A 21,927-nucleotide genomic window follows, 5' to 3' on the forward strand; every position below is an offset into this window, starting at 1 on the left:
AGCCAATGAGCATCGTAGAAATCATCAAAACCCGGAGAAGTGTGAAGCAGTTTAAGTCAGATCCTGTCAGCGAAGGAGACCTGTTATCCTGGCTGGAGGCCGCAAGCTATGCCCCGAACCACCGGATGAACGAGCCGTGGGAGATTCTGATGATCGGAACCGAAACTAGAGCGGCGCTGAAGCATAAGACTGATTTTGGCGGAGCACCGGTTGTGCTTGCTTTACTGTCTAAATCAGCAGCAACCCCGTTTGAGCGTGACGAGAATGTAATGGCGGTTTCCTGCTTTGCCCAGAATTTTCTCCTGGCTGCCCATGAAGCCGGAGCAGGCGCATATTGGGCTTCCTTAGGCGCATTGCCCCATAACCGTATTATTCTCGGTGTACCGGAGGATTATGATGTAATCGGTGTTTTCGGAATCGGCTATCCGGCAGAAATTCCGCCGCTCAAGCCAAGAACACCTGTTACCTCCAAAATCACTACCCGTCCTTAGGATATGAGCCGCGCTTAGCGCGGCTTTTGTGTTATAAAGGAGCGTATACAGCTAAAAGCGCTGACTGCTGATTGCCGTAAACCTGCTGCGGTTAATGAATGGCAGAAAGATCAGCAGAGGAGGATTACAAGTGGCAGATCAGCGCAAACGGAATATTCATACGACACCGAATCCCGACGGAGGCTGGGATAATCAGAGAGGCGGCGAGAAGCTCAGCCATCACAGTACCAAGGAGGAGGCGGAGCGGGCCGGCAAACAGGAAGCGAAGAACGCTCATACGGAGCTGAAAATCCACAATAAAGACGGTAAAATATCGGACTCGGTCAGCTACGGTAACGACCCGTATCCGCCCAAAGGATAATATTAAATTTCATGAATATACGCCTGTACGGGAACTCTAGAAATTGAGGAACGCTCAAATTCTAAAGAGGATGAGGACGGTATTCATGAATAAGGTTTCAAATAGTGCTAAACAGGAAAAGAAACTGAAATGGTGGCAGTTAAGCCTATTGGGCGTGGCCGGAACAATCGGTACAGGTTATTTTCTCGGCTCAGGACTGGCGATATCTATCGGAGGCCCGTCCGTGCTGATTGTGTACTTGCTGGCCGCTGCCGGGACTTATGTAGTCTTTGATGCACTGGCCCAAATGACCGCACAGCATCCTGAACAGGGCTCCTTCCGGTCCTACGCCAAAAAGGCATTCGGGAACTGGGCCGGGTTCGGCAGCGGGTGGGTCTACTGGTTCTCCGAGCTGCTGATTATGGGCAGCCAGCTTACGGCTCTGTCCATTTTCTCACGGTTCTGGTTCCCGGCGGTACCGATGTGGACCTTTGCAGCAGGCTATGCTGTGTTAAGTCTGACCATTGTCTTCTTTGGCAACAAGGGGTTTGACCGGGTGGAAAATGTGCTGGCTGTAATCAAGGTGTCAGCGATTCTGATGTTTCTTGTGCTGGCAGCCGCATTTCTGGCCGGCTGGATTGGCGGAGCCAAGTATACGCCTGACATGCCTAACGGCTTTAAGGGCTGGCTTCCTGCGGGAGGAATCGGCCTGTGGTCTGCTTTTATTTTTGCCTTCTATGCTTATGGCGGGATAGAAGTATTGGGCATTATGGCCAACAGGCTGGAGAATCCCGAGGAGGCACCCAAAGCCGGCAAGGTGATGCTGCTGTCGCTTGCGACGGTATATGTACTATCCATTGGTCTTGCTGTTATTATGGTGCCGCTAAGCGCCTTTAATCCTAAAGAAAGCCCGTTTATGCTGGCGCTGACCAGCGACCGGCTGGCTTTTGTTCCGCACCTGTTCAATGGCGTGCTGATCATTGCCGGTTTTTCCACAATGACCGCATCGCTGTATGCGATTACTTCGATGATGATTACCCTGGCCCAGGAAGGGGATGCTCCCCGGATGTTCGCAAAGAAATGGAAGGACAAGTATCCGTTTCTTGCGCTCTGTCTGATTGCTGCCGGTTTAACCGCGGCTATAATGATGTCGCTTTGGCTTCCTGACAGGGTATATGAATACATTACAACGGCCGCCGGGCTCATGATCCTGTATAACTGGTCATGGATCCTGCTGTCCTCCGGAAGATTGCTTAAACCCGGCAGGCTGAGCGGACTGAAACGCTGGAGCGGACTGGTTCTGATCGTAGCTGCAGTTGCCGGTACGCTGTTCCATAAGGTTAGCCGCCCGGGGTTCTACATCAGCCTGCTGATCATAGCTGTAATCGCGCTCAGTGATTTTATTGTCCAGCGGGTAAAGCGCAAGCACAAGGCTTCCTCTGCGGAGGAGGAGACAGGCGGACAGGATGTTGAAATAGCCGGACATCACAGCCTGCCGGGATCTGAATTCCGGATCAAGGGGATCCGGCTGCGCAAAAGCAAAATCTAGTGGAAGAACAGCAGCCGGGCAGCCTGTACTCCGAAATACAACCCGAAGCCGATAAGCGACAGGCCGGATAACACGGAAATGGCCCGCAGCACACGGGTAGTCAGCACTTTACGGAACATACTGGACGCGGCAGCCATCGAAAAATCCCACAGCAGAATGCCTAAGACTATACCTCCACTGTATATGAGCAGCTGCTGCATCGGGAATTCGCTGGCTGCTTTGGCAAGTACAGATCCGTAGATACCGAGCCAGAACAGGATGGAGAGCGGATTAAACAGGGACATCAGAAACCCGGACAGAAAGGATCTGAACAGCGAGGTGTCGCTGCCGCCTCTTAAACTTGCTGTTGCCACTTCACCTGAGCTTCTGATGCCGTCAAAGCCTGTGTACACAAGAACGAAGAAACCGAACAGCCACAGAAACGCTTTGACAAACGGCGCATCGAGCAGATGGATCATGCCGAAATAGACGAGCAGCATATAAACGATATCTGCACTGACAGCGCCGAGCCCGAGCGTCCAGGCATGCAGGAATCCCCCGCGCAGACCTTTATCCAGCTGGGCTGCATTTATGGGTCCAATAGGCGCGGATAGGGATAAGCCGAGCAGCATATACGAGACAAATGAATGAATGACGTCCTCCTCCTCCTTTACTAGTACTAGCCTATTCGGCTAGAACAGGAGGTAGGACAACCAAAATGAAGGCCTGCGCAATTCAAGCGGGCCTTCTGTATGCTACACTTCTATAATAATCGGCAGGATCATTGGACGGCGCTTGGTTTTGTCATACAGGAATTTCCCCAGCGCTTCTTTCAGGGTCTGCTTGATGACATTCCACTGGCCGAGGTCTGCCTGGTTTAGTTTCTCCAGTGTGGCTATGACCAGCTGATTGATCTCCCCGATCAGCTGGTCTGAATTGCGGACATAGATGAACCCGCGCGATATCGTATCCGGTTCGTTCAGCAGGCGGCCGTCTGACTGGCTAAGGGTGATTACTGTGATCAGAATACCGTCAGCCGACAGCTGGCGGCGGTCACGCAGCACCACATTCCCGATGTCACCAATCCCAAGCCCGTCAACATATATCTGTCCGGCAGGGACGCGTCCGCTCTGTCTGACAACACCGCCGGCCGACTCCACCAGCTCGCCATTTTTCAGCAGGAAGATGTTGTTCCCGTCAACGCCAACAGCTTCAGCCAGCAGCTTGTGATGATGCAGCATCCGGTATTCACCGTGAATCGGAATGAAATATTCCGGCTTCATCAAGGTCAGCATCAGCTTCAGTTCCTCCTGGCTGCCGTGCCCGGATACATGAAGCTCGCTTCGTGATCCGTAGATAACCTTGGCGCCCAGGACGTACAGGTTATCTATAATCCGGGCGACATTACGCTCATTGCCGGGAATGGGATTGGCAGCGAGCAGCACAGTGTCTCCGGCGCTGATCTCCATCTGCCGATTGCTGGAATTCGCCAGCCGGGAAAGTGCCGCCATCGGTTCGCCCTGGCTGCCTGTGCACAGTACGGCAACCTCATGCGGCGGCAGCTTGGCGGCTTCGGCCGTTTCGACCAGCATTCCCTCCGGAATCGTCAAATAGCCCAGCTCCTGTGACACGGCTACCACATTTACCATGCTCCTGCCAAGCAGGGCAAGCTTGCGTCCGGTCAGGCTGGCGGCATCCACGATCTGCTGCAGACGGTGGACATTGGAGGCGAAGGTGGAGATAAAGATTCTGCGGTCGGCCTTTTGAAAAGCTTCTTCAATATGCGTACCAACCAGTCTTTCAGACGGGGTGAACCCGGGACGTTCCGCATTCGTGCTTTCGGAGAGCAGAAAACGGACGCCTTTTTTGCCGATATCGGCCATTTTATGTATGTCCGGGTACTGTCTGTTGACTGGAGTCATATCAAACTTGAAATCGCCTGTGTGCACAACAGTGCCTTCCGGTGTATCAAACACAACGCCAAGACAATCCGGAATACTGTGGTTGGTTCGGAAGAAGCTGATCCCGATTTGGCCAAAATCAAGCACGGACTCCGAATCTATGCGGTGCAGGCTGGTCTGGCGGAGCAGCCCGTGCTCCTTAAGCTTCCTTTCAATCAGCCCCAGCGTAAGGCTGGAGGCATACAGCGGGAGATTCAGCTGCTTCAGCAGATAAGGGATTCCGCCGATATGATCCTCGTGGCCGTGAGTGACCACAAGTGCCTTTACCTTATCCGGATGAGCAAGCAGGTACGATATATCTGGAATAATCAGATCAATGCCCAGCAGACTTTCATCCGGAAATTTGGAGCCGCAGTCTACTACGATGATATTGTCACCATACTGTATAAAATACATATTCTTGCCGATCTCGGTTACGCCCCCCAGTGCTCCAATCCACAACCGGTTTTGTGGCATTTATACAGGCCTCCTTGTTGTTCAAAGTTTATTAGTAGTATGTATAGCTGTATGAATAATTATCCTGAATTTAGGTAGTCAGGTGCTTGCTTGACAGAACGCCAGTTCTTATAATGGGAAGCATGAACAGCAAGCAGCTAAAGGGAGAGGGATAGGGATGAAAAACAAAATTATGGATTACTGCCTGAAAAAGCGGGGGGCGGTTAAGGAGTATCCCTTCGGTCCGGAACCGGAGGTTTTTAAGGTGGGCGGTAAAATGTTCGCGTTTATTTATGAGGGAGCAGAGGAGGCCTGCCGGATCAATCTGAAATGTGACCCGGTTATTGCCGGGAACCTGCGGGAGCAGCTGGAGGCTGTTAAACCCGGCTACCATATGAACAAAAAGCACTGGAACACCGTTATTGTCGACGGCTCCCTGTCCCTGACAGAGATTTACGATATGATCGACCATTCCTATAATCTGGTTGTCGGTAAACTGCCCAGAAGCCAGCGTGATTTGCTGCAGGAAGAGTAGAATGACGGCAGCCTTTGCTGCTTTGGATGAGTGAGGATTCCTGCATCCGTTTATAAATACATATATAGACAGCAGACAGGAGAAAGCCTGACAACTGGAGAGCTGAGGTGCTTATACCGATGAAAAAGATTTATGTGTTATCCATACTGACAGCTGTTATGACCGCCGGCTGCTCATCCGCGGCAGAAGAACCGCTGGTTTCCCGGCCGGCGGCGCAGGAGAATTCCGTTCAGGAGCAGCCCGCAGCCCCGGAACCGCAGATGTCTGCCCAGCCTTCGCCAGATGCTGGGGAGGCGGCGGTTACAGAGCGGGGGGTGCTGGCCGACAATCTCGAAGTGCCATGGTCGATTACCAAGACCGGTGATGTCTTTTATATAACAGAGCGTCCCGGCAACATTGTGCAAATTGAGGGCGGTGAGGCTGTGCGTCAGCAGGTGAAGCTGGAGAAAAAGCTGGCGACCGCTTCCGAGGCCGGCCTGCTGGGACTTGCGCTTGATGCGGAATTTGCCGAATCCGGACTGGCCTATGCGTATTATTCTTACACGGACAATTCGGGCCAGTTTAACCGGATCGTAACGCTGAGACTGGAGGATGGAATCTGGAGCGAAGAAGACTTGCTGCTCGATAAGCTGCCCAGCGGCTCTGTTCATCACGGCGGAAGGCTGCAAATCGGGCCGGACGGCAAGCTGTATGCCACAGCTGGCGATGCCAGTGCTGCAGATACCGCCCAGGATACAGATTCATTAGGCGGCAAAATCCTGCGGCTGAACCTTGACGGTTCAATCCCGGAGGATAACCTGCAAGCGGACTCCTACGTATACAGCTACGGGCACCGGAATGCCCAAGGACTGGCCTGGACGGATGACGGTGTAATGTACGCAAGCGAGCATGGCAACCGCAGCCAGGATGAGATTAATGAAATTGAACCGGGTCTGAATTACGGCTGGCCGGTTATTGAGGGGGACGAGCAGCAGGAAGGGATGGTCACGCCGCTTTTCACCTCTGGCGGCGATACGACCTGGGCGCCGTCCGGCATGGCTTATGCCGATGGCAGTCTGTACGTAGCCGCATTAAGGGGCAGTGCTATATTGGCGTTTAATCTTGAAACGGGTACGGAACGGGAGGCTTTAACCGGGTACGGCAGGGTCCGTGATGTGATGATACAGGATGACATGCTTTATTTTGTCAGCAATAATACCGACGGGCGCGGCGATCCTAAGGAAGAGGATGATAAGCTTTACCGCGTTTCCTTGTCTGCATTGAAAAAGTACTAGTAGGCCCGGCTATATCTTATATTAAAATACAGAAACAGCAGCCGTGAGGCTGCTGTTTTCTTTTTGACTGAATACCGCCATCTGTACTGTTAGGACTCGTCCATTAGCTCGTTAATATATTGGCTGCTCAGCGAACGCTCGGCTGATTCCTTGTTCTGGGTATACGAAATCTTGTAAATGCAGGAGTAGATCACATTCAGCACATATTCAAACGCCATTTGCGAGGAAAAGGTGCCGATCTTGGCATGCTTGACTTCGTCACCCGGCACACAGATACAGAGCGTGCTGAGCTTGGCCAGTTCACTCTGTTCAGCGGCGGTGATCGTAATAAGCGGGACTCCCTGCTGTCTGAGATGGCGGGCTGCTTTTACAAAAATAGGTGAGTTCCCGTGGTAGGTGAGAAAAATGGCGCAATCGTCCGGTGTCAGATTAACGGTGTGGTAGGCCCATTCGTACAGGTCCGTGGCGATCACGGCATATTTGTTGATTTTGATCAGCTTGTTTTGAAAGCTCCGGGCCCGGATCTGTGAATCCCCCAACGCGTAGATGAAGATTCGTTCAGACTGATCCAGCTTTAGCGCAGTCCGGGCGAGCACGGCATCATCCATGTATGTATAGGCTTTGCTGAGCGTTTCTTTCATTAATTCGGCGATTTCCCCGGCCACCTGCAACGCTGATTCATCCAGTTCAAAAGGATAGTTCGGATCAACATTGGAGGGAGTCTGGGTATGCTGCTGAAATTCACGGGCAAGCTGCAGAGTGAACTCTTTAAAGCCGGATAAGCCAAGCTTGCGGGTCAGCCGGTTGATGGCCGAGTGGGACGTATAGGTCGCTTTTGCCAGTTCCTGAATGTTAAGCTGCAGCATATTTTCCCTGTGACGCAGGATATAGGCTGCTATGCTCTGCTCGTTAGGTGTAAAATGGGACATTTCTGATAATTGCCGCAGCAGCTTCAATAGGATTCACCTCAATAAACATTTTGTTCGGTAATGGAGGGTACGGAATGCAGGGATTTGGTCGATTGTACCGTTTTACCTGCAAATTCTTTACGCCCGGATAAGTTCCTTTATAATAAACGAAAAAGACCTCAGGGGGAATGTACATGCTGACAATCGCTTATATCGGAAACGGAAAAAGCACCAACCGCTATCATCTGCCGTTTGCACTGAACCGGGATTATATCAACGTAAAAACCATCTATGCCCGCAATCCGCACAAAGCAGAATGGGACAAGATCCCCGGTGTTTTATATACAGATGATATTAATGCAGTGATGAACGATGCAGAGATTCAGTTAGTTGTGGTATGCACTCATCTGGATTCGCATTATGAGTATGCCAAGCTGGCGCTGGATCACGGCAAACATGTGCTGGTGGAGAAACCGTTTATGATGAGCGCAGAGGACGCTAAGGCTATTTTTGCATATGCCCGGGAGAAGAAGCTGATTATCCAGTGTTACCAGAACAGACGCTATGATTCAGATTTTCTCACAACGGGGCAGGTTATCGAATCAGGCAAGCTCGGTGAGCTGCTGGAGGTAGAGCTGAATTATGATTATTACCGGCCGGAAACGCCGAATGCGGTCAAGCAGTTCTCTCCGTATAGCAGCTATTTGTTCGGACATGGTGTTCATACCATTGATCAGGTGATCTCTTATTTCGGGACGCCGGACCGGGTGCATTATGATGTGCGGCAGCTGCTTGGACAGGGCAGAATGAATGATTATTTTGATCTGGATTTCTATTATGCTGCGCTCAAGGTATCGGTAAAATCGAGCTTTTTCCGCTTGAAGGCCCGGCCAAGCTTTGTTGCCTACGGTAAAAAGGGTGTGTTCGTCAAACATACGATTGACCGCCAGGAGGAGCATCTCAAATTATTTTACCTGCCGCAGGGACATGCCGATTTCGGGCTGGACACGCCGGATCATTACGGCACGCTGACTTATCTGGATGATGAGGGCAATTACCATGAGGAGAAGGTCGTTTCCGTCAAAGGGGATTATGCCAGAGTCTATGATGACATCTATGAAGTCATTGTGAACGGGCGGGAGAAGGTTATCAAGGATGAGGAAACAGTTGCCGTTATGGAGATTCTGGAACACGGGATTGCGGGGTGCAGCTGATGAAGCTCGGAATTGCCGGAGCGGGAAACATCGTACTTGATCTGCTAAGTTTTATACAGGATATACCTGAGATTAATGTGCAGGCCATCTGTTCGAAGCCGGAGCATCAGGATAAACTGCTTCATTTACAAAAGAATCAAGGCATCCGGCAGGTATATTACAGTTACGGCGATATGCTGGCGGATGCGGAGGTAGATACTGTCTACATCGGGCTGCCGAACCATCTGCATTTCCAGTATGCCAAGGAAGCGTTGATGAACGGAAAACATGTAATCTGCGAGAAGCCGTTCACCTCAAATCTGGAGGAATTTCTGGAGCTGCAGCAGCTTGCCCGCGGTAGCGGTCTGATTCTGGCTGAGGCCATTTCCAACCAGTATCTGAACAATTACCTGCTGCTGAAGGAGCACCTGCCTAAGCTGGGTGCGCTTAAAATCGTAGAATGCAATTACTCCCAATACTCGTCGCGGTACGATGCTTTTCTGGCCGGAAATGTGCTGCCTGCCTTTAACCCGGAGCTGTCCGGAGGCGCACTGATGGATATTAATATTTATAATATCCATTTTGCAGTCGGCTGCTTCGGCAGTCCGCTGAAGGTGCAGTACTCCGCTAATATAGACCGGGGCGTTGATACCTCAGGTATTCTGCTGCTGGATTACGGCAGTTTCAAATGCATATGTATAGGGGCGAAGGACAGTAGCGGGCAGAACGGGATGAACATTCAGGGAGTTCATGGATATATTCATCTGTCCGGCTCGGCTAACGGGATCGACAGCTTTGATTATGTGGAGGGCAAGCAGCCGCCGGTAACGATTGACCGGAAAAATCACCCGCACCGCATGTATGACGAATTCAAAGCATTCGCACGCATGGTCCGGGAGAATGACCTGGAGACGGCAAACCGGATGCTGGAGCACAGCAGACGGGTTATGGAGGTCGTTGAGCAGGCAAAGCAATCAGCCGGGCTGGTGTTTGGTGCGGACCGGCGTTAACCGTTGAATGGATAAAAAAATGAGTAATACATGAATGAAGTATTATTTGCGCTTACATTACGATGATCTCACGAATACATTGCCGCATTATGCTGAAATAACGTGTTCCTTTAAAATTACAATTTTAAGGTGGACAAGAGATCAGATCATGAGGAGCGTGGCAGGCAGTGAGTGAGAAGCATCCGCTTTTGAAAAGAGTATTAACCGGAATATTGGCAATGTCAGTTATAGTACCGTTTACTCCACCCTCGTTCTCGTCAACCGTTTATGGGGATGCGGCGGAGCCTAGCGGTGTTGTCATGCTGGAAGATTTTGAAAATGTGAGTCTGGCGGATTTAACATTCGACAGTGCGCGCATTTACAGCGGCAATCTGGCACTTGAAAGTAATCCGAAATATATACGTGACGGGGCTAAATCTTTGCGTATTGATTATGATTTTATCGGTGTGACCGATAACCCCTCCCAAGTTGCAGTCGGGCCTGCAACGCAGTTACCCTTGACAGGCAGAACACCCAAAAAAATCGGTATGTGGATTTACGCCAACAATGAAGGGCATGGTCTGACCTCTAAGTTCTATGTTTCAGCCACCGGGAAGTCCAAAACTTATGAAATGAGAAGCGAGGAGGTAGGTATAGACTGGAGCGGCTGGAAGTATGTTGAGGCTGAAATCGGGGATGATCTACAACTGCCCGGTACCCTGGCGTTCTATTTCCAGATGAAAGAAAGACAAATGAGCAAAAAGAACAAAGGCTCGATTTGGATCGACGATGTCAGACTGATCTATGATGAGCCGGCGGATGAAGATATGGATGTTCCTGTGCTGACTCCGGTTTCACCCGTACCGGATCAAATCCTGACTGCCCCTGTATCTGACATCATCCTGTCGGCGGATGATGCCAAATCGGGCATTGATCCAGATTCAATTCGATTAACTATGGATGGGCAGCCCGTGGTACCGGCGGCCTTCGCTTATGATCTAAGCACTAAGGCAATTACCTACCACCCGGATGTGCCGCTGGATGGCGGTTATCATCAAGTAGTTGCCGAAGTGAAGGATCTGGCGGGCAACCCTGCTTCAGCAGAGTACACTTTTACTGTTGATCATGGGGCCATGCTCACATTGGAGGCGCCTGAGGAAGCGGTCAGCAACGAGACTTACCGGTTAAAGCTGGCGGCAAAGGATGCCGGTGAAGCCAACAGTGTGCAGGCCAGAATCAAATTCGACCCGCAGACGCTGCAGGCGAATGCTGTGCACGCACGTGATGGTTTAAGCAACGTCAAGAGCACAGTTGACAATATAGGCGGTTATGTTGAATTTAGCGCAGACGGATTGCAAAAGGGCCTTGTGGATGCACTGGCCAGCATTGATTTCAATGTGAACCGGTCCGCAAAAATGGAGCGTGGCGAGACCTACAAGTCGATCACCATGGTGGATGGCGGTTTTGGATATAGCAACGCGGCGACCGTAAGCTCCTTTGCCTCCCCGGTTAAGTATACGATTGGTTTTCCGTACGCTTTAACCATCAAGGGAGCGGGCCTGCAAACGAAGAATATTATCACCGTTACCACTCATGCGGGAGCTCCGGTTGAAGGAGCTGAGATCGACTTTACCGATGTCAATGGTCCACAGACTTATGTTACGGTGACTGCAGGCAATTCGAATATTTATGCCAGCGCGGATTCTTCGTCCACTGTACTGCTAACAGCAGAGCAAAACGGGCAGTTCTTCGCCACGACAGGAAGCGCATCCGGATTTGTCAAAGTATATCTGCCGGATGGAACCAAGACAGGCTATATAGCTTCAGCTGACATTCAGCAGAAAAGTCTTACTGAAGGATTTGGGCTTACGGATGCCAGGGGTGAAATACATACTTCGCTGGCCAATCTTGCGCTCGGTACATGGAAAGTGCAGGCAGTGAAGGATGGCGGTACCAGTGAGAGTTTCAGCATGAACGTGGTTACCCAATTGGGCGGAGACGATCCGAAATACATTCAAACCTTTGTTACCGAAGACATGAGTACAATGCTGAGCGTTGGCTGGCAGACGGCTCCCAGAGTTCAAGAAACCTCGATTCAATATGTGAAGGACAGTGATCTGGTAAATAATAACTTAAACAGTACACAACAAAAGGCGGCAGAGCAGTCTGCACTTACTGAAGTGGAGGTTATCCATGAGGTTGAGGGCGGGCCGCTGGGGGAAATTAAGTTCCATAAATCATTGGTTACCGGTCTGGAGCCGAATACTGCTTATCATTACCGGGTGGGCTATGAAGGTCACTGGAGTAACTGGTACGAATACAAGACTTTGACTGCAGTGCCGCAAACCCCTGTTTCTTTTGTATTTGTAACCGACTCGCATACCAAGGGAGATAACGGGCTGGAGATCTATCAGCAGCTGATCAGCGATGCAGTAACCCGTTATCCGGACACCCAGTTTATAATGCACGGCGGCGACATGGTGGACGACGGAGCAATCCTGAATGAGTGGAACCAGTTCTGGGAAGCTTCCTCGTTTTATGCTACCTCCCTTCCTTCAGGCTATACCATGGGGAATCACGATGTTAAAGGTGCCGGCAAGGAGATTTTCGCCAAAGGGTTGGATTTGCCGGAGAATGGTCCTGATGTTCAAAAGGACTATGCCTATTCTTTTGATTCAGGTGAGGTACATTTCATTGTGTTGAACTCCGAGGCAGATGAAGTAACCATGGCCCAGCAGGCAGTATGGCTGCGCGGGGATCTTCTGGCAAGTGATAAGAAATGGAAGATTGTAATGTTCCATAAGCCTGCTTATCATACCGAAGACGGACGCGGAAACGTCATTGAATACACGCAAACCTATTTTGCGCCTATCCTGGAAGAGCTCAAAGTTGACCTGGTGCTGGAGGGGCACGACCATGTGTACGCGCGTACCTATCCGATGAGCGGAGGGAAGCCGTTGTTGAATGGTGAGCGCGGGACTGTCTATTTGGACGGAGGCGCGTCCGGCTGGAAATTCTACGATGGAGCCCGCTATGAGTATCTTAATTTTATGTTTGACGAGGACGTTCCGGTATACTCAGCCATTCAAGTCAGCCATGATACCATCACAATCCAGGCCCGCACTACGGAAAGCGACGTATTACTCGACAATTATATTATCGAAAAGAAGGATGAGCGGACGGTGACTTCCGTGTCGGCAACGCCGGCAGAGCTGACATTACAAGCCGGGGAGGAGCGCGGGACCGTTCTCACCGCTACCTACAGCGATAAGTCCACAGCAGATGTCACAATTGAAGCGATATGGAGCTCCTCTAATGACAACGTGGCCAACGTGGATGCAAAAGGCCTGATTCACGCTGTAGCAGCAGGCAGTACTACAATTGAAGCGCAATACGGAAATATGCCGGCAGTCAGCATCCCGGTAACGGTTCAGCCTCAAAGCTCAGTTCCTGTTCTGCTCAATCTGACAGCTGATCCGGCCAGCCATAGGCTGCAAGTGGGCCAGACTGGCACTTCAGTGATTAAAGCAGTATATGATAATGCTGAAAATCCAGTGGTTACAGATCAAGCGGTTTGGATATCTTCGGACCCGGCTATTGCTTCTGTGTCAGACAAGGGTCTTATCACAGGCGCTGCGGCAGGAGAAGCAACGATCACTGCTTCGTTCGGGGGTAAGTCTGTCGTTGTTTCAATTGTGGTCTCGGAGGCTCCTGCGCCTGCAGTGGTTGATTTGGTCGTAACGCCCGCTGCGCTCTCCCTCACTCTAGGAAAAACGCAGAGCTTAGGGGTAACGGCGAAATACTCCGACCTTTCTACAGCACTCAAGACTCTGGAAGCGGAATATACTTCCGCCAATACTTCTGTTGCTGCAGTGAGTGCAGCAGGTGTAGTGACAGCGAACGGTATAGGAACGACAAACATTACGGTTATTTACGGAGGTGTGAAAAAGGAGATTCAAGTCACCGTGACAACGGTTAATGGCAATCATGACGGAGGTACGGCACCAGTGGCAACTCCAGCGCCATCAGGAACTGCGGCACCGGCAGTTACACCAGCGGCAACACCTACAGCAACGCCATCTCCGGTGGTATCTTCAGAGCCGCAGCTTCCAACCTTAATGAAGCCTGTGTTCAATAGCATTGTAGACCATGATAAGATTAAAGCAATGTTGGCAAAAGGGCAGACTGCTCCTGCTGTTACATTCACAGATGCCCCTGCGCTTCAGTGGAGTACAATATTCATTGAACGGGCTGCCCGGATGGGTATTATAACGGGTTATGCGGATGGTTCATTCCATCCTGACGTTAAAATAACCCGTGCCGAGTTTGCTGCAATGCTGTTCAAAGCCTTTGGGCTGAACGCCTCAGGCGGTACAGGCTTCCCCGATACGCAAGGACATTGGGCTTCGGAAGCCATTATTGCACTTCAAGGCAATAAAGTAATAACCGGGTACGCCGATGGTTCCTTCCATCCCAGTCAGGAGATCACCCGGGCGGAGATGGTGACAATGTTATCCCGTCTGACGAATTATGTGAGCAGTATTAATGAGCCTTTCTCCGATGTTACTGCAGGCTGGGCATCAGGTCCGATTAATGCTTTTGCCAGCGCAGGTATCATTACCGGAAAAGGCAATGGAGAGTTTAAACCGGAGGAACCAGCTACCCGCGCAGAATCGGTAGTGATGATCCTCCGACTCATGGATAAGCTAATGGAGCAATAAGCATTAATAAGTATCAAGTGGATTATGCCGATTCGAGCTTGGATCCGTCTGAACATTACAGTCCGTTAAATTTGTTTAAGCCGTGCGGGAAACCGTACGGCTTATTATCGTGCCGCTATAATTGTTATTATTGTTATTAATTAAATAGTATAAATTGATAACATGTATGCGAGAGACTATAATGGTATGCAGGACTATTATTATCAGCATTCATATTTTATTAGAAGAAATAATCGATCGGGAGTGGGATTCTTGCAGACAATGATTAAGCTTGAAGGCGAGTGGAAGCTGCAGCTGGACGGAGACAAACAGGGGCTTGTACTGCCTTTCACCGATACAATTGATTTACCGGGAACGACCTCGTATGCCCGTAAAGGACCTAAAAATGAAGAGGCTCTGATCAGTGCGCTGACGGATGAATATCTGTTCGAAGGCCAAGCCTGGTTTTCCAGGGAGATTGAAATTCCTGTGGAGCTGGCTGGCGTGTCATGCCGGCTGTATCTGGAGCGGACGCGGATGACAACGCTTTATATTGACGGCAAGGAGATCGGCAGCCGGGACAGCCTGAACACCGCTCATGTGTATGATTTGGGCGGATTGGCAGCAGGCAGTCACACCGTTACGATTTGTGTCAGCAACACCGGATATCCGACTAAAGGAGGACACATGACCTCGCCGGATACCCAGACCAACTGGAACGGGATCACCGGCAGGCTGGAGCTGCAATTTTTCGCTGAATCGTATTTGTGCGGAATCCGGCTTACTCCGGATGTGGCCGCCCGCTCGGTCCGCATCACGGCTAAGCTCGAAGGTGAGGCTGAAGCAGTGCTGACGGTATCTGCCGGGAGCTTTAACAATGCGGAGGTTGCCGGACATGTGGCGGAAGCGCAGACGTATGTGCTTAAACCGGGAAATGTTGACGTTGAATATATCCTTGGGCCGGACGCGCTGCTGTGGAGTGAATTCGCCCCCAATCTGTATAATCTCGCCCTTGCTGTCAGTACCGGAGAAGGCGGCCCGGCAGACCTGAATGAGCTTGTCTTTGGCTTGCGGGAGTTCAAAGCGGACGGCGACAAATTCGCCATCAACGGCCACAAAACGTTTCTGCGCGGCAAGCATGACGGCCTAATCTTCCCTCTGACCGGCTACGCGCCGACTGATGTGGAGGAATGGGTGCGGATTCTCGGTATCTCCAAATCCTACGGCATCAACCATTACCGGTTCCATACCTGCTGTCCGCCGGAAGCCGCCTTTGCGGCAGCGGATCTGCTCGGCATCTACATGGAGCCTGAACTGCCATTCTGGGGCACTGTTACCGAACCGTCAGATGATAACCACAATCAGGCTGAGCAGGATTATCTGGTGAGTGAGGGCTACGCTATTCTGCAGGCCTTCGGCAATCATCCTTCCTTTGTCATGATGTCGCTCGGGAACGAGCTGTGGGGCAGCAGAGCCAAGATAGATTCCATTCTAAAAGAATACAAGGAGTTTGACAGCAGACCCCTCTATACACAAGGCTCGAACAACCACCAGTGGGTGCCGGAAATTCTGGAGCATGAGGACTTCTTCTGCGGCGTGCGCTTTTCCAGAAGCAGACTGTTCAGAGGCTCATATGCGATGTGTGATGCGCCGCTGGGCCATGTCCAGACCGCTGAGCCATGTACGCTGAAGGACTACGACGACCAGTTCGTACCGCCTGAGCGGGTGAACAGTACCGACGGAGCTGCAGGAATAGGCGGCGAGATCCAGATTCAGTACGGCACTGAAGCCAAAACCGTACAGGCAGACGATGCCTCCGGGGAATGGATTCCGCATATTCCGGTGATCTCGCATGAGATCGGGCAATATGCAACTTATCCCAACTTTGAGGAAATTGCCAAATACAGCGGGCCGCTTAAAGCCAAAAATTTCGAGATTTTCCGTGAACGTCTGGAACAAAACGGGCTCACCCATCTGGCAGCCAAATACTTTGCAGCTTCGGGCAAGCTGGCAGCAGCCTGCTATAAGGAAGAACTGGAAGCAGCCTTCCGGACCAAGCGGCTTGCCGGCTTCCAGCTGCTCGATCTGCAGGATTTCAGCGGACAGGGTACTGCGCTGGTCGGTATATTGGACGCTTTTATGGACTCCAAAGGCATGATTACCGCTGAGGAATGGCGCACATTCTGCAGTGATGCGGTACTGTTGGCGCGGTTCCCTAAATTCAACTACATTTCCGGGGAACCGTTCCAGGCGGATATCGAGCTCAGCTGGTACCGGAATATCAGCCCGGATTCAGTTGAGCTCAGCTGGAGCCTGGCAGGTGAAAGCGGGACGCTGAGTGAAGGAACTGCAGTGGCAGAGCTTCCGGCAGGGGCTAATTATTTTGAACTGTATCAGCTTAAGCTTGAACTTCCGGTTGTTAAGGCAATGACATCCGTAAAGCTGAGTCTCGGGATTGCCGGGACGGATATCAGCAAGAGCTATGATCTGTGGATCTACCCTGATCTAAGCAGCGCCGGACTTGAAGAAGTGCATGTGTTCAAGGAGCTGGGTGAAGAAGCGCAGGCCCGGCTTGATCAGGGCGGCAACGTCCTGCTGATGCCGGATCCCGATTCGCTGACTAATGCGGTTCAAGGCTTTTACAGTACTGATTTCTGGTGCTACCCGATGTTCCGTTCAATCTCTGAGAGTATGAACCGGCCTGTGCCGGTCGGCACGATGGGTCTGCTGATCGAGAATACACATCCCGCACTCCGTAACTTCCCGAGTGAAGAGCACTCCACTTATCCGTGGTGGAACATTGTCGAGAACTCCAAATCACTGATCATGGACGGAACCGATCATAACTGGAGTCCGATTGTCCGGACTATCGACAATTTTGAGCGCAATCACAAGCTGGGCTTCCTGCTGGAATGCCGTGTCGGCGAAGGTAAGCTGCTGATCTGTCCGCTTCATGCGGATAAGGCCGCCGCGACCCCGGAAGGCAGACAATTCCTGTCCAGTCTGACCAGCTATATGGGTTCAGAGGAATTTAATCCGCAGACAGAGGTTGCAATAGAAGAATTGGCGCGGATTATTCGGTAGGAGTCCGGCTGAGCGAAGATGATGTTAGAAGAATCGAAGCGGCCATCCCGGCCTCGGATATAGCAGGCGGAAGCTTTCCGCAGCTGCAGTTCAGAAACAGTGTTATGATCCGTCCCTATTAACCTGGTGTCATTTACCAGTCTTTTGCCGGCAAAATAATGTTATGGTAGAGGACAGCAATGAATACGAGGTGATATGTTATATGACTAAGAAACACTGTTTGTTCTGTGATGCTATTGTCCCAATCGAACGGGACGGGGAATATGACCGCTATCTGGACTGTTCCTGCTCGCCCGGCGGGTTCTATTTTCTGCAAAAGGACAGCTATGACGTGATTAACGCGCTGCCGCATCCCGCGAAACGGGATCTGTTGCATATTGTATCAGCTTATATCAGGGAAAAGACCGATAGTGGCGAGCAGGTCTATCTATCGTCCGCTGATCTAGAGATGATCGCAGGCAGTCCCAAAACTCCGGTTACGATTGAGGACAAAGGAAACCGGCTGCTGCAGTTCCTGTACCGGCATTCTGAGGCTCCGGGAGACCCGGTTACCATTCATCCGCTGTCTGCCAGCTATAACCTGACCTATTCGCCTAATCTGCAGGAACTGGTATATATCATAGATAAGCTTGGAAACGAGCAGCTGCTCATCCGGGAAGGGATGAACTTTCAGCTCACGCAGCAGGGCTGGAATGAGGCCGCCGCAAGCGCGGGCGGCAAGAAATTAAAGCCCTGCTCCGTGCTCCTTCCTGCGGAGCTTGAGCATAATGCCGTGTGGCAGGATAATCTGCTGTCCGTAATCGGCCAGTACGGTTATCTTCCGGCTATTCTTAGCCATCCGGCTGCACAAGAATATCCGCTGGAGGAGCTTGCCGAGAGCCGGCTTATCATCGCCGATTTAACCGGCCGCTCAGCAGGCGTCTACTTTGCAGCCGGTTATGCAATGGGATTGGGTATTCCGGTAATCTGGACAGTGCACAGCAGTGGTGCGGCAGAGCTGGATGTCCAGCTGCAGGACATCCGTCCGCTGGTTTGGGATACAGCCGAGGAGCTGGCTGTGCTGATGCGCCAAAGGATTACACAATAGCTAAATGTATCAATCCTGTGTTATCACAGGACAACCTAAAAACAGCCTGTACCGGATCAATGATCTGGTACAGGCTGTTTTACTGTTTAAAGAAGCGGTCCGCGCTCAATTCAGCTCCCATTCATGCAGCAGCATTATTGCCGCTCCGGTCGCTACAGCTTCATCCCTCAGTAAACCCTGAGTGAAAACAGGGCTGTATGCCGGATAACGGTACGTATTCTTCTTGGCGACCTCTACGGCGGTGTGAAAGACCAGCGGATCGGCATTGACCAGCGGGCCGCCCAGAATAACGTATTCGGGATGGAAGGTGTTAATCAGGTTGGCCAGTCCGATCCCGAGATAGCGGGCAGTTTCGGTAAACTGCTCCTTGACGAGCGGGTCGCCCTGTGACAGGGCATCGACCAGCACGCTGAAATTCACACGTTCAGGAGCCAGAGCAGACAGCAAACTGCTGTGACCAAGGCTCAGCTTGCTGAGGACACGCTCCTCAAGTGAAGGTACAGACACGTAGGCTTCAAGAGCCCCGTAATTCCCTTTATCCCTGAGCCGCGGTCCTTCGGTCCGGATGATCATCTGTCCGACTGCGCCTTCGGTATCTACGGCCCCGCGGATGATTTTGCCGCCGGACATCATGCCGGAGCGGATATTAGCGCCGGCATGGACATAGAGTGCGTGCTCAACATTCTCCTCGCGGAAAGCCCAGTGTTCGCCGATCAATGCGGTGTTGGCGCCGTTGTCGAGCCTGGCCGGAATCCCCAGCCGGGCAGTTAGCATCTCACATACCGGCACGTTCTTCCAGGAGGGAGAGGGAAAGAGCTCCGGCTCCAGAATAACCCCGGTTTTCTGATCCAGCGGGCCTACGGCACCGACACCGATGCCCAGTACCTGCTGTGATGAACTGCCCTCCTTAGCCAAAAATTCATCAGCCGCTTGTCCGACAAGATCTACCAGCCGTTCCGGCGTCATCCCGGCATCCATCTCCCAGCGCGTCAGCGAAAGAGTCTTTAAATGCAGATCGTAGAGTGCCAGTCTGGAGTAAAGTCTGGATATTTCGAGCCCCAGCAGGTAACGGTGTCTGGGGTTGGTCTGAAACAGGATCGGCTTCCTTCCGCCGGTGGAGCTGCCGAATCCCGAGACGATGATCAGCCCCTGAGTGATCATGTCTTCAAGCAGACGGGTCAGGCTGCTGCTGGCCACAGCAAAATGCTGCAATAAATCAGCCTTCGAAACGGTACCATGCTCGAATATCCGGTCATATACCTGTTTTTTGATTGAAGGAGCTGAATGAGTAATCATATGTATACATTCTCCATTTCCAAGTCAAATAGTCGGGTTATTTTAAGTATAGCGTCACACACCCGTTTTTTCCAGGTCATCCTGTGAATTCTGCAGACAGGGTGGAGAACATGATGATTTTTGCTGGCGGAAAAAGGATTTTGGGATAAGTTGTCGAAAATTTCCGGTAGAGGGACATTTGTCATTGCCTAAACTGCAAATCCCTACTACAAACTAACGCAATTGCCGTGCGCGAAAGGGAAGGCCTTTATGTTTGCTTTTATCCGAAAAAGTCTGATTGCCCGGATCCTCTGTGTGACAACAGCCGTTATACTCTGTATCACAGCCGGGAACCTCGCCATCCAGTGGGTGAACACCGGGTCAGCCGTCAAAGGTACGATCAGCAGCTACAACATGAACATTGCGAGCCATTATGTAACACAGCTTGATGCCGGACGCTACAGTGAGTTTCTGGCAGACCCGCAGGAGTCGGATCTTTACTGGTCGCTGCGTGGCGAACTGGACCAGTTTCGTGAATCTATCGGAGCCAGATATGTATATTTTGTAAAAATTGATGAAGCCGGCCAGCCGCTGCTGATGATCGACGGCCGACCTGCCGGTGATCCGCTGGCTTCGCCGATCAATGAGCAGACAGATATGCCGGATGCTGCGGTCAAGTCCGTTCTGGCAGGAGAACAAGCCAGCTCTGAGCTGATCAAAAATCCTGAATATGGAGATTACATCTCAGCCTTTGTTCCGGTCAAAAATAGCCAGGGCGCGCTGATCGGGGCACTGGGCATCGATACGGATGTCACTGTTGTCAGTTCATTGACCCGGGATGTGCTGCTCCAGAGCCTGCCGCTCTATAGTATCATTCTCGTTGTCTCATTGCTTGCCCTGAGCGTAATCGCCTGGTTCATCACCCGGTCTTTGCGCCCGCTGCATACGATCACTGCTGGTGCGGGAGCTATGGCCGCGGGTGATCTCGCGGAGGCATCCCGGATTCTGCACAGACGGCCGGTCAAATCCCGGGATGAAATCGGAACCGCCTATCAGGCGATGCTCAAAATGTCAGGTGACTTGAACACACGGGTAAGGGGAATGGTCTCCAATGTATCTACTGCCTCGGATTACCTGTACGGCACTTCGGAAACGTTTGCCCGAAATGCTGATGATGTATTACGGATGAGTGAGACCGTTAATGTAAAAATCGGGGATATATACTCTGGCGCAAGTTCGCAGACGGAAGGAGCGCAGAGCAGTGCCTTGGCGATGGATGAGATGGCGGAGGGAATTGCCCGGATCTCGTCTGCTTCTGCTTCTGTATCGGAGACTGCTGTACAGGCTCTGGATAAAGTGAATACTTCCCAGTCGGCCATGTCCCGGATGAGCCGGCAAATGGAATCCATTGCTGAATCAACCGGCCAGACGATGAATATGGCGGCGCTGCTTCAGGGCTACAGCGCCGAAATCGAAGGGGCGCTGGCAGCGATCAGACAATTCGCTGACCAGACAAAGCTGCTGGCGCTGAATGCTTCCATCGAAGCAGCCCGGGCGGGAGAACACGGACGGGGCTTCACTGTGGTAGCCGGCGAGGTGCGTAAGCTGGCAGAAGGCTCTGCCGAGGCGGTCGAACGTGTAGCTGATTTGCTTATACATATCGGAACGGTGTCCTCCGGCATCGGTACACAGATGACAGAGGCTTCACGGGAAGTGACAGAAGGGGTACGCATGTCCTCCGGAGCGGAGGAAGCGCTGCTGCTTGCAGCGGCTGCATTCCGGGAAGTGGCGGAACAGATCATCGATGTGTCGGCGACAGCAGAGCAGCTGTCCGCAGGTTCCGAGGAAGTTGCCGCTACCGTAGGCAGCATGGCCTTGATCGCCGGCGGGGTTACCGAGCAGACCCGCCAGATCCGCGAGCTGACGGATCTTCAGCTGGAGAAGATCAAGGAAGTGTATGAAGCCTCAAGGGTGATCAGTGTGAACACCAGTGATATGCGGCAGGCGATCCTGCAAGTAAGAGTATAATACAAGCGGCTGCAGCCTCCTTTACCGTGGGAGCTGCAGCCGTTATTTTATGACCGTTGCAGCCTGTGTTATAGTATGGATTGGGGAGCTTTTTTCCAG

General features: G+C 51.7%; 15 protein-coding genes. 11 read left to right on the forward strand and 4 right to left on the reverse strand.

What is annotated here, in order from left to right; all coding sequences use genetic code 11:
- Positions 1–5: 5 nt before the first annotated feature.
- From NST84_RS14435 to NST84_RS14445, 3 genes are all read left to right on the forward strand, one after another.
- Positions 6–491 (forward strand): nitroreductase family protein, encoded by a 486-nt coding sequence (locus tag NST84_RS14435; RefSeq protein WP_342566232.1) that lies wholly within the window; start codon positions 6–8, stop codon positions 489–491.
- Between the two features lie 130 nt (positions 492–621).
- Positions 622–852: a DUF2188 domain-containing protein gene (locus NST84_RS14440; RefSeq protein ID WP_342566233.1), complete on the forward strand. Its 231-nt coding sequence runs from the start codon at positions 622–624 to the stop codon at positions 850–852.
- Between the two features lie 85 nt (positions 853–937).
- On the forward strand, positions 938–2,380 hold the full coding sequence (locus tag NST84_RS14445; protein ID WP_342566234.1) for an amino acid permease: 1,443 nt from the start codon (positions 938–940) through the stop codon (positions 2,378–2,380).
- Here NST84_RS14445 and NST84_RS14450 read toward each other — a convergent pair.
- The gene (locus NST84_RS14450; RefSeq protein WP_342566433.1) at positions 2,377–3,012 is read right to left on the reverse strand and encodes a LysE family transporter; all 636 of its coding nucleotides are present in this window, start codon (positions 3,010–3,012) and stop codon (positions 2,377–2,379) included. The genes NST84_RS14445 and NST84_RS14450 overlap by 4 nt on opposite strands.
- A gap of 102 nt (positions 3,013–3,114) precedes the next feature.
- Positions 3,115–4,776 (reverse strand): ribonuclease J, encoded by a 1,662-nt coding sequence (locus NST84_RS14455; RefSeq protein WP_342566235.1) that lies wholly within the window; start codon positions 4,774–4,776, stop codon positions 3,115–3,117.
- A gap of 157 nt (positions 4,777–4,933) precedes the next feature.
- Between NST84_RS14455 and NST84_RS14460 the strand changes: the two genes are divergently transcribed.
- Both NST84_RS14460 and NST84_RS14465 read left to right on the forward strand, forming a co-directional pair.
- A complete protein-coding gene (locus tag NST84_RS14460; protein WP_342566236.1) occupies positions 4,934–5,290 on the forward strand; it encodes an MmcQ/YjbR family DNA-binding protein in 357 nt (118 codons plus the stop codon).
- Between the two features lie 119 nt (positions 5,291–5,409).
- Positions 5,410–6,564, forward strand: a complete 1,155-nt coding sequence (locus NST84_RS14465) for a sorbosone dehydrogenase family protein (RefSeq protein ID WP_342566237.1) — start codon at positions 5,410–5,412, stop codon at positions 6,562–6,564.
- Between the two features lie 89 nt (positions 6,565–6,653).
- Here the strand turns inward: NST84_RS14465 and NST84_RS14470 are convergent, their stop codons facing one another.
- Positions 6,654–7,520 carry a MurR/RpiR family transcriptional regulator gene (locus tag NST84_RS14470; RefSeq protein WP_342566238.1) on the reverse strand — a complete coding sequence of 289 codons (867 nt, stop codon included), beginning with the start codon at positions 7,518–7,520 and terminating at the stop codon, positions 6,654–6,656.
- Between the two features lie 146 nt (positions 7,521–7,666).
- On the opposite strand from NST84_RS14470, the gene NST84_RS14475 reads away from it, so the two are divergent.
- From NST84_RS14475 to NST84_RS14495, 5 genes are all read left to right on the forward strand, one after another.
- Complete coding sequence (locus NST84_RS14475; protein WP_342566239.1) at positions 7,667–8,686, forward strand: Gfo/Idh/MocA family oxidoreductase; 1,020 nt, start codon at positions 7,667–7,669, stop codon at positions 8,684–8,686.
- A complete protein-coding gene (locus tag NST84_RS14480) occupies positions 8,686–9,675 on the forward strand; it encodes a Gfo/Idh/MocA family oxidoreductase (protein WP_342566240.1) in 990 nt (329 codons plus the stop codon). Before NST84_RS14475 ends, NST84_RS14480 begins: the two co-directional genes overlap by 1 nt.
- Before the next feature lie 218 nt (positions 9,676–9,893).
- Positions 9,894–14,375 carry an S-layer homology domain-containing protein gene (locus tag NST84_RS14485; RefSeq protein WP_342566241.1) on the forward strand — a complete coding sequence of 1,494 codons (4,482 nt, stop codon included), beginning with the start codon at positions 9,894–9,896 and terminating at the stop codon, positions 14,373–14,375.
- A gap of 261 nt (positions 14,376–14,636) precedes the next feature.
- Complete coding sequence (locus tag NST84_RS14490) at positions 14,637–17,438, forward strand: glycoside hydrolase family 2 TIM barrel-domain containing protein (RefSeq protein ID WP_342566434.1); 2,802 nt, start codon at positions 14,637–14,639, stop codon at positions 17,436–17,438.
- 202 nt (positions 17,439–17,640) lie between these two features.
- Entirely contained in the window at positions 17,641–18,525 is an 885-nt protein-coding gene (locus NST84_RS14495) for a hypothetical protein (RefSeq protein WP_342566242.1), read from the forward strand.
- Positions 18,526–18,630: 105 nt separating this feature from the next.
- Here the strand turns inward: NST84_RS14495 and NST84_RS14500 are convergent, their stop codons facing one another.
- The gene (locus NST84_RS14500) at positions 18,631–19,821 is read right to left on the reverse strand and encodes an ROK family protein (RefSeq protein ID WP_342566243.1); all 1,191 of its coding nucleotides are present in this window, start codon (positions 19,819–19,821) and stop codon (positions 18,631–18,633) included.
- A gap of 249 nt (positions 19,822–20,070) precedes the next feature.
- Here NST84_RS14500 and NST84_RS14505 point away from each other — a divergent pair, with 249 nt between their 5' ends.
- Positions 20,071–21,828 (forward strand): methyl-accepting chemotaxis protein, encoded by a 1,758-nt coding sequence (locus tag NST84_RS14505; protein WP_342566244.1) that lies wholly within the window; start codon positions 20,071–20,073, stop codon positions 21,826–21,828.
- Positions 21,829–21,927: the final 99 nt, after the last annotated feature.

This window comes from Paenibacillus sp. FSL R7-0345 (assembly GCF_038595055.1).
GTDB lineage: Bacteria > Bacillota > Bacilli > Paenibacillales > Paenibacillaceae > Paenibacillus_AQ.

Bases quoted from the DNA above. Each gene is read 5' to 3' on its own strand.
- NST84_RS14435 (WP_342566232.1), top strand. From the start codon at position 6: ATGAGCATCGTAGAAATCATCAAAACCCGGAGAAGTGTGAAGCAGTTT.
- NST84_RS14490 (WP_342566434.1), top strand. From the start codon at position 14,637: ATGATTAAGCTTGAAGGCGAGTGGAAGCTGCAGCTGGACGGAGACAAA.
- NST84_RS14485 (WP_342566241.1), top strand. From the start codon at position 9,894: ATGTCAGTTATAGTACCGTTTACTCCACCCTCGTTCTCGTCAACCGTT.
- NST84_RS14460 (WP_342566236.1), top strand. From the start codon at position 4,934: ATGAAAAACAAAATTATGGATTACTGCCTGAAAAAGCGGGGGGCGGTT.
- NST84_RS14500 (WP_342566243.1), bottom strand. From the start codon at position 19,821: ATGATTACTCATTCAGCTCCTTCAATCAAAAAACAGGTATATGACCGG.
- NST84_RS14475 (WP_342566239.1), top strand. From the start codon at position 7,667: ATGCTGACAATCGCTTATATCGGAAACGGAAAAAGCACCAACCGCTAT.
- NST84_RS14455 (WP_342566235.1), bottom strand. From the start codon at position 4,776: ATGCCACAAAACCGGTTGTGGATTGGAGCACTGGGGGGCGTAACCGAG.
- NST84_RS14495 (WP_342566242.1), top strand. From the start codon at position 17,641: ATGACTAAGAAACACTGTTTGTTCTGTGATGCTATTGTCCCAATCGAA.
- NST84_RS14465 (WP_342566237.1), top strand. From the start codon at position 5,410: ATGAAAAAGATTTATGTGTTATCCATACTGACAGCTGTTATGACCGCC.
- NST84_RS14505 (WP_342566244.1), top strand. From the start codon at position 20,071: ATGTTTGCTTTTATCCGAAAAAGTCTGATTGCCCGGATCCTCTGTGTG.
- NST84_RS14445 (WP_342566234.1), top strand. From the start codon at position 938: ATGAATAAGGTTTCAAATAGTGCTAAACAGGAAAAGAAACTGAAATGG.
- NST84_RS14480 (WP_342566240.1), top strand. From the start codon at position 8,686: ATGAAGCTCGGAATTGCCGGAGCGGGAAACATCGTACTTGATCTGCTA.